At 37.5% G+C, this 16,289-nt stretch carries 10 protein-coding genes; 7 read left to right on the plus strand and 3 right to left on the minus strand.

What is annotated here, in order from left to right; all coding sequences use genetic code 11:
- The first annotated feature begins 2 nt into the window (after window positions 1–2).
- The 3 genes from lysA (at window position 3) to ACFILO_RS01060 (ending at window position 4,832) form a co-directional block, all read left to right on the plus strand.
- Window positions 3–1,283 carry a diaminopimelate decarboxylase gene (lysA, locus tag ACFILO_RS01050; protein WP_375653328.1) on the plus strand — a complete coding sequence of 427 codons (1,281 nt, stop codon included), beginning with the start codon at window positions 3–5 and terminating at the stop codon, window positions 1,281–1,283.
- 126 nt (window positions 1,284–1,409) lie between these two features.
- Window positions 1,410–3,839 (plus strand): TIGR02302 family protein, encoded by a 2,430-nt coding sequence (locus ACFILO_RS01055; RefSeq protein WP_375653334.1) that lies wholly within the window; start codon window positions 1,410–1,412, stop codon window positions 3,837–3,839.
- A gap of 222 nt (window positions 3,840–4,061) precedes the next feature.
- Window positions 4,062–4,832, plus strand: a complete 771-nt coding sequence (locus tag ACFILO_RS01060) for a class I SAM-dependent methyltransferase (RefSeq protein WP_375632423.1) — start codon at window positions 4,062–4,064, stop codon at window positions 4,830–4,832.
- A 901-nt stretch (window positions 4,833–5,733) separates the two neighbouring features.
- On the opposite strand, the gene ACFILO_RS01065 is transcribed toward ACFILO_RS01060, so the two are convergent.
- From ACFILO_RS01065 to tsaD, 3 genes are all read right to left on the minus strand, one after another.
- Complete coding sequence (locus ACFILO_RS01065) at window positions 5,734–6,414, minus strand: response regulator transcription factor (protein WP_375612729.1); 681 nt, start codon at window positions 6,412–6,414, stop codon at window positions 5,734–5,736.
- Between the two features lie 908 nt (window positions 6,415–7,322).
- Window positions 7,323–7,757, minus strand: coding sequence for an EVE domain-containing protein (locus tag ACFILO_RS01070; RefSeq protein WP_375677712.1), 435 nt, complete (start codon window positions 7,755–7,757; stop codon window positions 7,323–7,325).
- Window positions 7,758–8,353: 596 nt separating this feature from the next.
- Complete coding sequence (gene tsaD / locus ACFILO_RS01075; protein ID WP_375677722.1) at window positions 8,354–9,448, minus strand: tRNA (adenosine(37)-N6)-threonylcarbamoyltransferase complex transferase subunit TsaD; 1,095 nt, start codon at window positions 9,446–9,448, stop codon at window positions 8,354–8,356.
- Window positions 9,449–9,756: 308 nt separating this feature from the next.
- Between tsaD and ACFILO_RS01080 the strand changes: the two genes are divergently transcribed.
- The 4 genes from ACFILO_RS01080 to ACFILO_RS01095 all read left to right on the plus strand — a co-directional run bounded on the left by ACFILO_RS01080 (window position 9,757) and on the right by ACFILO_RS01095 (window position 15,190).
- A complete protein-coding gene (locus tag ACFILO_RS01080; RefSeq protein WP_375632427.1) occupies window positions 9,757–10,941 on the plus strand; it encodes a COG4223 family protein in 1,185 nt (394 codons plus the stop codon).
- Window positions 10,942–10,952: 11 nt separating this feature from the next.
- Window positions 10,953–12,512 carry a heme biosynthesis protein HemY gene (locus ACFILO_RS01085; protein ID WP_375632428.1) on the plus strand — a complete coding sequence of 520 codons (1,560 nt, stop codon included), beginning with the start codon at window positions 10,953–10,955 and terminating at the stop codon, window positions 12,510–12,512.
- Window positions 12,513–12,658: 146 nt separating this feature from the next.
- Window positions 12,659–13,405 (plus strand): glutamine amidotransferase, encoded by a 747-nt coding sequence (locus ACFILO_RS01090; RefSeq protein WP_375606037.1) that lies wholly within the window; start codon window positions 12,659–12,661, stop codon window positions 13,403–13,405.
- A 798-nt stretch (window positions 13,406–14,203) separates the two neighbouring features.
- Window positions 14,204–15,190 (plus strand): DUF2125 domain-containing protein, encoded by a 987-nt coding sequence (locus ACFILO_RS01095; protein ID WP_375632429.1) that lies wholly within the window; start codon window positions 14,204–14,206, stop codon window positions 15,188–15,190.
- Window positions 15,191–16,289: the final 1,099 nt, after the last annotated feature.

Genomic DNA, 16,289 nt, shown 5'->3' on the forward strand with positions numbered 1-16,289 from the left:
TTATGCGTTTTTTTTCTTATCATCAGGGTGTGCTTCACGCTGAAGGTCTTTCTCTTTTGGAACTTGCGCGAGAAGTTGAAACACCTTTTTATTGTTATTCAGCTAGCGCAATCGTTGCACATTTTAAAGATTATCAGAATGCATTTCATGATATGCCGAGTTTAATTGCTTATGCGGTTAAAGCGAATTCCAATCAAGCAGTTTTACAACTTTTAGCTAACAATGGAGCGGGAGCTGATGTGGTCTCAGAAGGGGAATTACGGCGTGCACTTGCTGTTGGTATTCCTGCGCAGAATATTGTTTATTCTGGTGTTGGTAAAACAGTGAGAGAAATAGATTTTGCTCTTGCACAAGATATTTATTGTTTTAACGTTGAATCAGAGCCAGAACTTGAACAATTATCGGCGCGGGCTGCTGCGCTTTCAAAAACGGCTTGTATTTCTTTACGCATTAATCCTGATGTGGATGCTAAGACTCACAAGAAAATTACAACAGGTAAGTCTGAGAATAAATTTGGTATTCCACTGTCTTTGGCGGGTGATGCATATAAAAAAGCAGCTCAATTGCCTGGTCTTCATGTGTGTGGTGTTGATCTCCATATTGGCAGTCAAATTTGTGATTTAAAACCGTTTGAAGATGCATTTGTTATTGTTGCAGATTTTGTGCGTCAATTATGGAATAATGGTTATGCGATAACCCATATCGATATTGGGGGCGGGCTTGGTATTCCTTATGGTTATGAGAAGCATCCAGTACCTTCTCCTTTTGAGTATGCAGCACTGGTAAAGAAACATATTGCGCCTTTAGGGATCAATATTATCCTAGAACCTGGGCGTAGTATTGTTGGTGAAGCCGGTGTGTTGGTAACATCGGTTGTGTATTTAAAAAAGGGGGAAGGACGAAATTTTGTTATTGTTGATGCGGCGATGAATGATTTCATGCGTCCAACGCTTTATGATGCGTGGCAAAATGTAATGCCAGTGAAAAAAACACCAATAGATGCCCCTCTGATTAATGCTGATATTGTCGGTCCTATTTGTGAAACTGGTGATTATTTAGGTTTGGAACGTTCTTTACCAGTGTTGAAAGCGGGTGATGTTTTGATGTTAACAGGAGCAGGGGCTTATGGCGCAGTGATGGCAAGCACTTATAATAGTCGACTTTTGGTGCCGGAAGTTCTGGTTCAGGATACGCGTTATGCAGTCATTCGTCCACGCCTTGATTATGCACAATTGATAGGCTGTGATCATATTCCAGATTGGATTGAGCCCAAATTAGATTGAGCATTATTAAATATTTTGGGTCTTATTTTTACTAAACTTTGATGAAACAATTTATTTTCTAGAAATTGTTTTGTATGGGGTTTATGATCTTAATGCACCACGATAAAAGGGGATAAATGCTTGTTTATGAAAAATAAAAACATCAAAGGTTTTGCAATGAAGCTTTTGTGTGTGCGCATTTTGATGTGGGGGATCCTTTCATTTGAACGGATGTGGGTACGGTTGTTGCCATTTTTCCTCGTTCTTAGTCTCTTTTGTTCGTTTAGCTGGTTGGGACTTTTTGGTATTTTGGGCTATTGGTCACATTTGCTCTTACTTGGGGTTATACTTATTTGTGCTGGGGCGAGTTTATTTTTTCTTATTCGTTTTCGGTTTCCCACAATGCGGGAAGTAAATTGCCGCCTTGAACGCGTCAATGATCTTAGACACCAGCCTTTGAATATTCAGACAGATCGTTTATGTTCTGAAAATGATGAAGATTTTAGTGCTGTTATTTGGCGTGAACATCAACGCCGAATGGCAAAGCAATTATACCATTTAAAAACTGGATTTATCTCTCTTAATAGTGCGGATTATGATCCTTTGGCTTTGAGGGCTTTGTGTGCTCTTCTTTTTGTGTGCGCTTTTAGTTTTTCTTTTGGTTCACAAGGGGGGCGTTTGGCTGATGCCTTTGATTTTCGTCCTGTCGTTGATGAAAAACTCATGCGTATTGATGCTTGGGTAACACCACCTGCTTATACCGGTGTGGCACCGATTTATTTGACAAAAGATGAGAAAACACAACTAGAAATCCCTGAAGGGAGTAATGTTGTTGTGCGTGTTGTCAATGGGGCTGGCATTACAGTAAAAGCAAAGTCTGTAGAAGATGGGAGGGAAGTTTCGTTTTCAGAGAAAACGGAACAAACAGCTTTGAATGATCCAATTGTTCATTTTGAAACACATTTAAACCATTCAATAAATTTATTTGTATCATCACGTCGTAAAAAACAGCAATGGCATTTGCAGATAATTAAGGACACGCGTCCAACAATTCATTGGTTGGAAAAACCAGGGAGGATTTTAACGGGATCATTGGAGTTACGATATGTGGTGGATGATGATTATGGTGTGACAAAGGCTTTTGTTGAAATAGAGCCTTTTCTTCCTCAGAATAAAAGTGCTTCTTCTCTTTATAATGCTCCGGAAATAGAACTTCTTCTTCCGCGTGGTGGAAAGGGGAAAATGCGAATGGTGCAGGATATATCAGCGCATCCATGGGCAGGTTCGCAAGTCAAAATTACTTTGGTGGCAGAAGATGGTGCGGGGCAGAAAGGGCGTAGCAAAACTTTTGTTATGATATTACCACAGCGTGTTTTTTCGAATCCTGTTGCACGCGCAGTGGTTGAATTGCGTCGTCTATTAGCTCTTGATGCTTCTGTGAAAGAGCGTGTATTGGATATGCTTTCTGCTTTGCTTGTGCGTCCAGAAAAGGGGTTGCAAAATGCATCGCATTTTATTGTTCTACAAAGTGCGTGGACAAGACTTTCTTTAGCACAAACAGACGAGGATTTGCGCGATGTGGTGGATTATTTATGGCAAATTGCTTTGGGTATTGAAGATAATCAGCTTGAATCCGTGCAAAAAAAGTTAAAACAAGCACAAGCTGCTTTACGTGATGCATTGCGTTACGGTGCTTCAGCGGCAGAAATTGAACGGCTTATGGCAGATTTACGTCAAGCTATGGATGAGTATATTCGTGCTTTGGCTGAAAAAGCACCGGATAGTCAAGTTTCTAAAAATTCTAAAAGCTCAAAAAGTCCTAATCTTTCTGAATCTACATTACAAGAAAAGCTAAATTTAATTGAGGAAATGGCTAAAACGGGCTCTTCTTTAGCAGCTGAACAACTCTTGGCGGAAGTTGAACAGACGCTTGATCATTTGCATGTGCAAAAAGGCAATCAAAATGAGGGAGAAAAAAGCCAATCTGCACAAATGAAAGAAAAGATGGACCAGCTTGGAGATTTAATGCGTCGTCAGCAAGAAATTCTCAATGAAACACATCAGTTAGAGATGGAACAAAAACGCGGAGAAAATGTACCGGAAACACAAAAAAAATCTTTAAAAAAACGTCAAGCTGAATTGCAATCTGAATTATCAACATTAGAAAAAGAATTATCAGAACAAGGATTTGAAACAGGGGGGGCGTTGAAAAGGGCAGAAGAAAAAATGAATTCTGCGGAAAATGCTCTTGATAATGGAAATCATCAGGTATCTATACAAAATCAGTCTGATGCTTTGGAATCTTTGAGGCAAGGTGCACAAAATGTTTTGAAAAAAATGCGCGAAACACTTAAAGAAACGGGAGATGATCAAAATGCTGATTTTGGTCCTAAAGATCCGTTAGGACGTCCACTTTCTTCAACAACAGATGAAGAACAAGAAGGCGAGGCACTACCACAAGAAAGTGATCAAATGCGTACGCGGCAGATTTTGGATGAAATTCGCAAACGTCTTGGTAAAGAGCATCTTTCAGAAGAAGAAAAAAACTATCTTGAAAGATTGCTTCATTTTAATTAACCAGTGTTGGCTTTTTTCTTAATTGATGTCAAAAACAGTGTATGAAGAACCTCTATGGGGTTTATCTCCAAAAAAATGATTAAAGTGCTTGTAAGGCAATAATCATCCTGTTGTACTGATTTTTTAATCATTTAAGTTTAAGATATGCAATATTGAAATGTTCGCTATTGCGGAAAAAAAGCAGAAGTCCATATAGGTTTGGTATATGAAAATCTGTAATGTTTGAAATTTGTTTCTACATGGTATGTTGAGTTGGATATCGTTACGCTGAAAGATTTTTATGCTTCTGCACTTGGACTGCGTGTGCAAAAGACGCTGTGTGACCAATTGAATTTATGGTGGCCTGATCTTACGGATAAACGGATTATGGGATTGGGTTATGCACTTCCTTATCTTTCTACATTGCGTGAACGTGCCCAACAATGTTTTGCTTTTATGCCTGCTGCTCAGGGTGTTTCGCCTTGGCCTTGTTCTGAGCAAGTTGCTACAGCGCTTGTTTTTGAAGAAGATTTGCCGCTTCCGGATGCGTCAGTTGACTGTATTTTATTGGTACATGCATTAGAATATACAGAAAATTCATTTGAAACGTTGAATGAAATATGGCGTGTTTTAGCACCCAATGGCCACTTGATCGTTATTGTACCTAATCGCTCTGGCTTTTGGGCGCGCAATATTACTACGCCCTTTGGTTATGGCGAACCCTATAGTCGGCAACAAATTACTCGTTTGTTCGAAAAAACAAATTTTGTTTCTGGGCCAATACAAGAAATTGTACACTATATGCCCTCTACGGGGTATTTTTCGCGGTTGTTCTCATTTTTTTACGAGCCATTTGCTCGCTATCTTTTGCCTTATTTTGGTGGACTCTTAATGTGTCAGGCACAAAAACGTGTTTATCAGGGTTTGCTCGTACAGCGTCGTCAGTCGCGACGTATTTTTATTCCTGCTTTATCACCACAGACAAGAAATATTTTAATTTATAAAGATAATTAATCATTTTGTCATTGTCATAAGAACCGCAAGTATAGAAGAATTCTCTTATTTCAATTTTTTGCATTTACAATTAAAAAATATTCTTTTGTACATTAATATGTGGAATTGGTATGTGAATAAAAATCTCAAGTATCTATATACCGAACCATATTTCATGAATAGTGGAAACATTTTAAAAGAAAAAAATGCTGGTATCTTCGTAAACGTAAAAATAGCAGAGTCCAAGAGATCTTACATAATATGGTTTATGGTGGTTAAAAACTGTACAAGGAAGGATTACAATGCTTCTTATAAACCATCTCAAGTATCAAGGGCTCCTCTGCAACATCGAGATCTAACATAAGTGTGTGATGGTGCTGGCTTGTTCTTTTATAAGCGTAAAGATGGTGGTGCTCAGTGGCTTTATCGTTAGGATAAACATTTAGCGTTATATCATGAATTATATAACCTCTTAAGAGGAGATAAAGTCATAAAGAATAGAGGAAAACTATAAAGATAAAAAACATCTCTCAAGTTAGGTTAGTGAATGTGAGATAAAGCAGTGCGTGGAGCGGTTTTTCTGAAAAAAATAATCATAAATAGCACTCATCTAAAGATGATAGTTATGATCAAGAATGTTGCTAAAAGATATCACGATTATTTATATGCGAAACATATTAAAAACTTTAGAAAGAACAAAAGCATGTGAAACAGAAGTTACAAAGTATATCGTGAGGGTTGAAAGCATTTTTGTTTTTGGTTCTCATGTTGGAATATTTCGTTTTTTATTCATAATGTTATATATTTTGTCATAAGAGTAAGTTCTATGTAATAGCATTCGAATTATATGCGAAGGTTTTTTCATCTCGTTTCTGTTTTCATTTAGAATATTAAAATTATTTTTGAAACAGAAAATCTCGAATTAAAGATTTAAACGGTAACCATTTTGATCTGTTATGAGAATTTGCGCATTGGAGGGATCGTTTTCGATTTTTTGTCGCAAACGATAGATATGGGTTTCTAAAGTATGGGTGATAATATTTTCATTATATCCCCAAACTTGTTCTAACAATGTTTCACGGCTGACAATTTTATCATTGGCATGATAGAGACATTTAAGGATCGCTGCTTCTTTTTCTGTGAGACAGATTTTATTGTTGCATTGATCAAGAAGAAGTTTTTGTCTTAGTTTAAAAGTATAGGGACCAATATGAAAGGTTGCGTCTTCATTTTGTTCATATTGGCGCAACTGTGCTCGAATTCTCGCTAATAACACCGCAAAGCGAAAGGGTTTTGTTACATAATCATTGGCGCCTGTTTCAAGATCTAAAATATTATCACAGTCTGTATCATAATTTATTATCATGATAATGGGGGCACGAAATCCTTGGGTGCGTAATTGTTTAACGGCTTTGTAGCCATCAAGATCAGGAAGTTGAAATCCCAAAATAGTGAGATCAATATTTTTTTCTTGGATTATTCTCATTCCCGCTTCTGCTGTTTTTGCTTGGAAAATTTTAAACTCTTGATGCATTTGCAATTGTTCTACTAAAATAGGGCGTAGATCATCGTCTTCAACGATTAAAAGAGTATAGTGGTTCATGTTTTTCCTTATAGGCATGTTGATGCACTGATTGATATAGTTTCATGAAAAATAAGATTTCATGCAAGAAAAATTAAAAGAGGAAAATTAAAAAAGAGCGCTTCTAAAAAATAAACTTTTATAATTTCTAATGGTTGCTTGCTGAAAAGACGGTATTCCGTCTGCAGGGTATTTTACGTGTTGGTTGGAAGCGTTTTTTTATGTTCTAGAACGTGTTTTAGCTATTGAGTGTCATCATCTTTACGCTTTATGGAGAAACAAGGTGTGGCACTATCATTCACTTTGCCAGCTCGTGGGTGTTGCGGACAGTTCTTGGCACTTGAGACGATTCATAGGAGGAATTTTTAGTCCTTTCTTTCACGGTTTTTTCCATATGGGACTTTCTCCGTTTAGAATGTGCAAGCAAATAGCCTTTGATTGATTCAATATAAACAGGTTGGGAATGAGAGAATCCTGCGGTATGAGGCGCACTCGTCCAACATGCAAAACAATGAACACGCAATATGATGCGTTTTTTAGGCGTGAAGAGAATTGTGCAACACCTAGAACATATGCACTGTTTAGGAGAACTTCACGATCGTTTTTATTGTTTTTATTCACGTTCAGTTTTGTTTTTTTGTTGCATTTGTGTGCGAAGGGGATTGAGTGTTATGTTCGTGGTGTTGCTTATTATAATCGTTGAGCAAGCTTTGCCTTTAGCAATGCCGAAAAGATGCATCATAAAGAGGTTTTTTGTGTAATTTGGAAGGAGACTGTATTGAGAAAGAGTGCAGGATAAAAAATGACAAAGAAAAATATCATATTTATGCATTTAGCATGAGAATACCTCAACAGAAGGGGGTGTTGAGCTTATTCTTCTGCGCTATGAAGCATCTTTTTATATGAGTTAATGAATAAAAATTATTGTTTTAAGATAAAAGCATTTCCTCCTTAAGGTTGCCCATCAAACAGACTTCTTTCCATTCATCTTCTGTTACGGGTTGCACTGATAAGCGGCTGGCTTTGACCAGCGCCATATTTGCTAGTTTGGGATTGGCTTTAATTTGTTTTAATGAAACAGGTGTTGGCATGTCACAAAGTGCACGGATATCCACACATTCCCAGCGTGGATCAGAGCTTGTAGAATCAGGGTGCGCTTCAGTACATATTTCTACAATTCCTACAATTTCTAAACCTTTATTTGAATGATAAAAAAAACCTTTATCGCCATATTTCATAGCGCGCATATTATTACGGGCTTGATAATTGCGTACACCATCCCATTGTTCGCCATTAACTCCTTTTTTCTTTTGCATCTCCCATGACCATTTATGGGGTTCAGATTTAAAAAGCCAATAAGCCATGAGTTCTCCTTTTTCATAGACTGTTATGCATTTTTATAAGTATCTTTGTAATACCATCAACGATGATTTTTAAAATGGGGTAAAGAACGGCTATTATCTGTTTTTTCTTGTTTCAAAATAACGTGTAGTAGAGAGACGCGCTCTATTGATATTTCATGTTGTATAAAGGTATTTTGCTCTTTGCTTATCCTTTTAGCTATGGTTTGAAATGCGGTCATTATAAGAGTTTGTTGGAAAAAATGAAGAAAATTGGTTCTAAAAAGCTTTAAGATTACAATGGCAATGAAACGAATGAATGGTCAAAGATGAAGAGGTCAACGAATGGCATTCATATTTATGCTTCGTGGGAGAGAGTAGATCTTATTATGCTGTAAAATACTGTCATTTGAAATGTAATGATATAAGGCAGTTTTTTGAAACATGAAGGTTTTCAGAATATGTGGTGAATATTTAGGTTTACGTGTCGAGCTTTGGGTTAAGTGAATTGTGTGAGTGGGAAGCAGGTGGAAGCTGCTCGATAGAGAATTCGGGCTATCTATAGACCGGATTGAGTAGAAATCTTCGTTCTTTAAGGTGTGTGTGGGACGTCAATTTTATTATGCTTTTGTTCCACGGCGTCCCATCCCGATCAAGGGCGCGGCTTTTTCATCTAATGGCCAGCGTGAGCGGGGTGCAATGTCAAGAGAGCTTGTTTCTCCTCGTGCGAGTTTTTGTGCACCGGCAAAAGCAATCATTGCAGCATTATCGGTACACAAGGAAAGAGGAGGGGCTATAAATTCAAAACCATGTTGATGGGCAAGTTCTTGCAACGTAGAGCGAATGGCTTGGTTTGCGGCAACACCGCCTGCGACAACCAAAGCAGGAGAACGCTTTTCTTGATCATCAGAGAGAGGGTATTGGTGGGCAAAGTGTTGTAGGGCTAGGTGAATACGATCATGTACTGTATCGGTCACAGCGGCTTGAAAACTTGCGGCAATGTCAGCAATATCATTTTCTGTAAGAGGAGCTATGGCTGTTGCGGCTTGTCGAACAGCAGTTTTTAGTCCGGAAAAAGAAAAGTCTAACCGTTTTTCACCTTTTAAAGGTCGTGGAAGGGGAATGCGATTTTTATCACCAAATAAAGCTGCTTTTTCAAGTGCTGGTCCACCAGGATAGGGAAGACCTAAAAGTTTTGCAGTTTTATCAAAGGCTTCTCCTAATGCATCATCAATGGTGGTTCCTAAACGTTGGTAGTTGCCTACTCCATGAACAATGATTGTTTGTGTATGACCCCCTGAAACTAAAAGTAATAAATAAGGAAAGCTGACGTTGTGCGTTAACACAGCTGTTAAAGCATGTCCCTCTAAGTGATTTACCGCAATAAATGGTTTGCCAGTGGCAAGAGAGAGTGCTTTTGCGCTCATAACGCCTACCAACAATCCTCCTATCAAACCAGGCCCACTGGTGGCTGCAATGCCATCAATATCTTTTAATTTTGTGTTTGCTTCTGTTAGTGCTTGCAGAATTAAATGATCAAGAACTTCAACATGGGCACGAGCAGCAATTTCAGGAACAACACCGCCGTAAGGTGCATGGTGATCAATCTGACTCCAAACAACATTGGAAAGAATTCGGCTGTTTGATTCATTGTTATATTCAATGACAGCTGCTGCCGTTTCATCACAACTTGTTTCTATTCCCAGCAGACGCATTTTAAACAAAACCTTATATGGAAGCTTCTTTCCTGCGTGCGTACCATGAACAGAAAAAGATGCAAAGTATTTCTCTTAGAATTGATTTTTCTATGAAAAATATGTGTTTTGGCATTTTCTTTGAATTTTATGATATCATGGATTAAAAAATAAAGCTGTATTTTCGAGTATAAAATGCAAATGTTTTTTTTAAAACTTGTCTATTAAAGGCGATAATTGTAAATATTATTGAGAAAAGCTGCGTTTTTAAAACTTTTTTCATTTTATTATTTTATCATTAAAAAAAGTGTGCACGAAAAGTGACAGAGATGGTCGATTCTTCAAAACCAAAAGTTAAACCACATTATGCTGGTACGCGCCGTAAGAAACCAGTTATTGAACATGAAGCTGTTCCCCATGATTCAGAGGAAAAAATCCATAATTCTGTAGAATCTCATGCGCGAGAAAAACAGAATATGCAAGGTCAGGATAAAAGTATCTCTAGTACAACTTGGCTTTTCTTGTCCCTTTCTGGGATTTTGGGAGGATTCATTGCTTTGGGAGTTTTTATGGGGCTTCAATGGGCTGGTTTTTTTCCTTCTCCTTTTGTGGAAAATTCTGCTGGAGGAGAAAAAGCTTTGCAGATTGCTGAAGCCGCAAAAAGTCAAGGTGAAGACACAAAGGAACAATTGAGGCGGGTCTTTCAAGAAATTGATACGTTAAAAACAGAGTTTTCTTCTTTTTCATCACAACAGTTTAAAACAACGAAAAATGATGAACTATCGAAAGAAGAAAGCAAAAAAGCTTTTGCGATTTTAGAGGAAAAAGTAAAAGCTCTTGAAGAAACTGTACAAACTTTTGTTAGAAAGTCGAAAGAGATAGAGACGGCTTTGTCTGTTGGGCAGAGCAATGCAAATGATCTTGCTGCGTTAAAACAACAGTTAGAAGCACTACAGGAAGAAACTGCTGTTAAAAATAGTGAGAAAAAAGAAATAGATACCGCGCTCTTTACTGCAATTAGTTCATTAAAAAATGCTATAGAGCGTGGTGGATCTTATAATAATGAATTAAAGCTGTTACAACAATTATCGCCTTCGATTAATGGACTTGATGTGTTGCAAAAAACAGCTACTGTGGGTCTTCCAAGTTCAGCACAACTTTCAGTTGATTTTTCTCATGTTGCCGATGCAATTGTTGGTACGCAAAATCTTGTTGCGTCAGATGCTGGTTTTTTTGACCGAATTTTAGCATGGATAAAAGGGCTTATTGTTTCGCGACCGATTGGAAATGTTGAAGGGCCAACACTGGGGGCTATTGCGGCACGCATGGAAGTTGCCATTCAAGCTGGTGATTACGAAAAGGCTTTGAGCGAATGGCAATCATTGCCTCAAAGTGCAAAAGATGTTTCAATGGATTTTGTTAAGCAGCTTGAAAGACATATTGCTATTCAACAGTTGTTGCAGCAATTGTTATTGTCTGTGCAACAAGGATCTTTTAAAGCAACAAAGATGTAAATAGGCCCAAGATGATACGTGTTTTTATTTATATTTTTGTTGTTTGTATCCTCGGTTTAGCTTTCACGTGGGTAGCTAATCACAATGGTATTTTTGTTCTCACATTTTTGCATTTCAGATTTTCTGCTTCATTTCTTACAGTGTTAAGTGTGCTTATTTTATTTTTTGTAACGCTGGTGCTTTTATGGTGGTTATTGTCTTTCTTTTTTTCCATACCGAATGCTCTTTCCAATTATTTTTATAAACGCCATCAAAAGCGTGGTTACGAAGCTCTTTCAAAGGGGATTCTTGCAACTTTTGCTGGTGATAGTATGGTTGCGCAAAAAATGGAAGCACGTGTTGCTAAATATCTTGCAGGGAAACAAGAGCCATTGGTAAAACTCTTACAAGCGCAAACCTTGTCTTTACAAAATGACTCTGTTCGCGCCATCGGTCTTTATGAAGAGATGAGAAAGGAAGATCCGACAAAACTGGTTGGACTTTATGGTTTGTTTCGTGAAGCAATGAAGAGTAAAGCTTATGAGGCAGCGCAACAATATGCTGAAGAGGCACTGACTTTATCGCCAGCACTTTTATGGGCGCATCAGGCGGTGCTTGATCGGTTAAGTACTGAGGGTAAATGGGATAAGGCACTTACTATTTTTGAAAGAACGCAAAAAGCTCTCCCGCGTTCTATTCGCGCGATTCCAGAGCGGCAGCATATACAGGTTTTACTACTAAGTGGGCAGGCACTTTCTTTGTTTGATACACATCCTGTACAAGCACGTGAAGCTATTTTGAAAGCCCATAAATTGGCGCCTGATTTTGTTCCAATAATAGTTATTGCTGCTGATATTCTTTATAAATTAAACGAAACGCGTAAAGCGGATAAAATGATTATAGCGGCTTGGCAAAAGGAGCCTCATCCTGACTTGGGAGCGCTTTATCTTGAAAGAGAAGAAGGAGCCATTGGGCGATTGAAAAGGGCTAAGACACTTGCTTCTTATAATAAAGATGCATTTGAGTCGGCTTTCCTTATTGCTAAAGCAGCTTTGGATGCTGGTGAAACAGCATTAGCAAGAGAGAAGGCACAAAAAGCATTACAATGTCATCCACGGGAAAGTGTTTATTTATTGTTGGCAGATATTGAAGAGGCACAGGGAAACAATCAAGGTGCTGTGCGTCAATGGCTTTCTTTAGCACTTCGTGCTGAACGTGATCCAGTGTGGATGTGTGATGGGGCCATTTTTTCTTCTTGGTCAGTGGTTTCTCCAATCAGTGGACGTTTGGGCTGTTTTGAATGGAAGGCGCCTCCTTGTATGCCTTCTCTCACATTAGAGGCGGACAATATTGTGTCGAAAAGGCAAGACAAAGAGTATGTTATGGGAAAAAGTGATGATGTTGGAGATAAGAAGCTTGAAAAATTAACACCTATAGATGATTCTCTTTTGCATAATGTGCAGGTGGAGAAACAAGATATAAAAGAAAAAGATGTAAAAATGTTCAGTCAAACTCACTTAAATGTTGATGATCCAGGGGTTAAAACAGAAGAAGAAACATCTTTATCGAGGAAAAAATTTCGTTTATTTTAAATTGCACCAATGTGATAATACGAATGTTTTCTCAGAAGAAACAATTGACCTAGAAGAAAAAATATCGTTAGTCTTGTCCAATAAAATTATTCTCTTATGCTTTAAAAATAAAGTTTTGCTTGGTAGCAGAGGTGATTGGTTAAAAAATGTTTTTAAATCAGAGATGTCTTGATAAAAAACAAAAAAATAACAAACCAAGGATTGCTGTCGTTATTCATCGGCGCTCTACCTATACTGGTCGGTTGGGAAAATTTTTACAACAAAATGGTTTTGTTCTTGATATTTATCGTCCTATTTTTGGACAAAAACTCCCTGATACATTAGAGCATTATGCCGGCGTTGTTATTTTAGGGGGACCGATGAGTGTGAATGACAGCGAAGCCTATATTGGTGAGGAAATTGATTGGATTTCGTTATCACTAAAGGAAAATAAGCCTTTTTTGGGTATTTGTCTTGGAGCACAAATGTTAGCGCGAAATCTAGGGGGGCGCGTTGGTACAAGAAGTGATGGGACTGTTGAAGTCGGCTGGTATCCACTAGAAGCAACCCCACAAGGGAAGGAATTGATGAATTGGCCAGAGATGGTCTACCATTTCCATGATGAAGGTATTTATGATTTACCGAAAGAGGCAATGCTTTTGGCAACAGGGAATACATATCCTACACAAGCTTTTCGTTATGGAAACAATGCATGGGGCTTGCAGTTTCATGCTGAATTTACACGCGCTATGATGCGGCGTTTGGTCGTGCGTTCGGCACATAAATTGACTGAAAAAGGTGCTCAACCTGCTTGTGCACATTTGAAAGGTCGTTTAATCTATGATCGAGCTTTGAGCCAATGGTTTGAAAGCGCATTACACCAGATTTTTTGTACACCGCCCGTACTTGTGTGATTGTTGACAACGAATTGATTTATATAGGTAATTCACGGTTTTGTATATTGAATGAGAACCCCGAATATAGTAAGGTTTTTTCATTCCAAACCTGTGTATGTTGACTCAATAAAAACCTCTTGTTTGCATGTCACAAGTAGGGCTGGCGTGTGGGCAAAAACTGTATAAGAAAAGACTAAAAATGCTTCTTATGAACTGTCTTAAGTGCCAAGGGCTGTCGCAACATTTGGGGGCTAGCCAAATATAATGATGGTGCTGGCTTTGGGGTCTCCATAAGCGTAAAGATGGGGGGCTCAATGGCTTTATCGTTAAGAAACACTATTCATTATTATTTTTGTTGTGCTGTAAAACAGTATGGTTTAAGCTAGAGGTAGAAAATCTATGTAAAACTTTACACATGAGGTGTTTTTTGTTAAAGGGTGTAATGGGTTTTTTTTAAGAAAATCTTGTTTATTGAGCTTATGAGATACTGTACTTTAGAACGATGTATAGGGACTTCTTGAAGTGATCAGTAGATAAAATCCGGTCGATTAAGAAGTTGGATTGTGTATAAACTGAACGTGGTTGGGAATCTTTATCCTTTTTAGGGTGGGGAGGAAGTTAAGAGATAAAGAAAGTTTGAATATTGTCTAAATCCTTTCAAATACCATCATCACAAAAAAGTTTTTCTTTGAGTTATTTAATTTGTGGGCTCTTTTGTCTTGCTCTGATATTTATTTATAGCGCACTCTGGTTTTTTTTTCGCGTAAAATAGAAGACTATGTTTCTAATATATTCACAAAAGTATCTTCCCATAATATGGCGGCGGTATGTGAGAATGTGCACAAGGATGGTTATCCTTTACGTGTCGGTGTTGTTTGTGACAAGTTTCAATTTTCTTGGCCTTTACATGGAGTTTCTTTATCGACGGGGCGTTTGACAGCTGGTGCACCAATTTACGCACCTCATTTGGTCGAGTTTAATGTTCATTCTCCTGCATTAATTGTTTTTTCCGGAAAAACTCCCATAGTATCGCATTGGCGCAATTTGGTGATTGAAACAGAGCCTTATTGGAAAACGGGTAAAACATTGAAGTTTATAGCTGAAGGGCTTGAGATTTCATCTTTTTCCTCTTCCCCTGAAGATCAAAAGCTTCAAGAAGCATTAAGAGCACCAACGACAGATAAAAAAACGACACAAGAAAATATTGAAGATCCGGCATCTTTGCAAAATACGCATGACGTGATTATTCAGCCGTTAGAGCCACAAGACATGCCTCAAAAAATAACGGCAGAATTTTTTCGACTTGATCTTAAACATGAAAAGAATGATTTATCGGGACATATAACTTTTGACGGTTTTGATGCTTCTCCCTTTTTAAAATCTTCTTTTGTTGATATTCCTAAAATTGATGGCAATTTGAAATGGATTTTAAATGATGCCTCTCTTCTGTTTGAACATGAAGAAAAAAATTGGCAACAGAGACTGTATGGAAAAAGTGGACTTTTAAAGCAAGGTGAATTGACTTTTCATACAGGTGGTGCAGTGCGTATTAGTGGACCTTTTTCTTTTGATGATGAAGGATATTTGACAGCAAAATTTGAACTTGTCCTTATTCAGTCCATGAAGCTTCTTGACACTCTGCAGCGCTTATTTCCCGCGCAAGCCAATAATCTTCAAGCGTTATTTTTTATTTTGGGTGCTTTGCCTAAAAATGCGGACGGCGCTCCCGTTCTTTCCTTGCTCATTAACAATGGGTGGGTAAAACTGGGATTTTTAAAACTTGGTCGTCTTGCTCCACTCTAGGTGTTGTACCAAAGCCTTTTTTCATTTTTACTACCAAATTTCAACTTTTTCTGATTTTCACACTTTTTTGCAATTTTAGAGTGTCAAAATCTATTTTAACAAAATGCGTATTTAATGGTAAAAAAAATAGCTATAAAAATAAAAAATTATCACCTACTCCTAACTCGTCCAACTTCTTTTCACTTAGTACAAAATCTTATGTCAAACTACATATAGCAACAGTGTTTCTATGGAAAAAGTGGCATTTTAAAGTATGCTGAATTGCCTTTTTATACAGGTGGTGTGGTACTTGTTAGGAACCTTTTTCTTTATATATGGAATGAGCATATTGCATATATCTGTTTGGGTGTAACCTCTTAAAACAAGTAAATAGCCTAGTTGGAGGAAGATATGAAGTTGTAAAGGGGAAAATCAACATCCATCTTTACTGTCATTTTTTATTCGATTTTACGCATTTCAAAAGCAGTTACAGTTATATCTTTTAAATAATGGATTAAGCTTATCCTTTTATTTCTGATATTTTTTAATGAAGCTATATGTCTTCCACGTAAAACAGAATATATTTGTATTGCATATTTACGCATTTATTAAAAAAAATATTTCTCAGTGCTTGCTATTTCACGATGTCGCCTATGAATGGTATAACGATAAAGCCATTAAGCACCACCATCTTTTCGGTTATGGACTAACAAGCTAGGGGGAATAACCATCATATTATATTTGCTAATTCTCAATCTTACTGTAGTTTTTAGCACTTGAGGCGGTTTATGAGGGGCATTTTTAGTCCTTTCTTTACTGTTTTTATCTATTCGGCTTTCGCATTTGCAATATGCAAGGGGAAATGGGGTTAATTGATTGAATATAAACAGATTTTAAATGAGACAAATTTAGAATATCGAATTATCAGTCATCATAAAAATGATAAAATTATAACTGTAAATCAATATATTATATTTTTATGATGAAGGATATTTGACAGTAAAATTTGAGTTTATTTTTAGTGCTCTGTCTAAAAATGCGGGATAGCGCCTCCGTTCTTTCCTTGCTGCTTCGTCATGGATGGATAGAACGGAGCAAAAGCTTAGCTGTTTTGTACTGC

This window comes from Bartonella sp. AP72JLCBS (assembly GCF_042195705.1).
In the GTDB taxonomy this organism is placed as follows: domain Bacteria; phylum Pseudomonadota; class Alphaproteobacteria; order Rhizobiales; family Rhizobiaceae; genus Bartonella.

Coding starts and splice junctions, on each gene's coding strand:
- lysA (WP_375653328.1), top strand. CDS start 3: ATGCGTTTTTTTTCTTATCATCAGGGTGTGCTTCACGCTGAAGGTCTT.
- ACFILO_RS01055 (WP_375653334.1), top strand. CDS start 1,410: ATGAAAAATAAAAACATCAAAGGTTTTGCAATGAAGCTTTTGTGTGTG.
- ACFILO_RS01065 (WP_375612729.1), bottom strand. CDS start 6,414: ATGAACCACTATACTCTTTTAATCGTTGAAGACGATGATCTACGCCCT.
- ACFILO_RS01070 (WP_375677712.1), bottom strand. CDS start 7,757: ATGGCTTATTGGCTTTTTAAATCTGAACCCCATAAATGGTCATGGGAG.
- tsaD (WP_375677722.1), bottom strand. CDS start 9,448: ATGCGTCTGCTGGGAATAGAAACAAGTTGTGATGAAACGGCAGCAGCT.
- ACFILO_RS01080 (WP_375632427.1), top strand. CDS start 9,757: ATGGTCGATTCTTCAAAACCAAAAGTTAAACCACATTATGCTGGTACG.
- ACFILO_RS01085 (WP_375632428.1), top strand. CDS start 10,953: ATGATACGTGTTTTTATTTATATTTTTGTTGTTTGTATCCTCGGTTTA.
- ACFILO_RS01090 (WP_375606037.1), top strand. CDS start 12,659: ATGTTTTTAAATCAGAGATGTCTTGATAAAAAACAAAAAAATAACAAA.
- ACFILO_RS01095 (WP_375632429.1), top strand. CDS start 14,204: ATGGCGGCGGTATGTGAGAATGTGCACAAGGATGGTTATCCTTTACGT.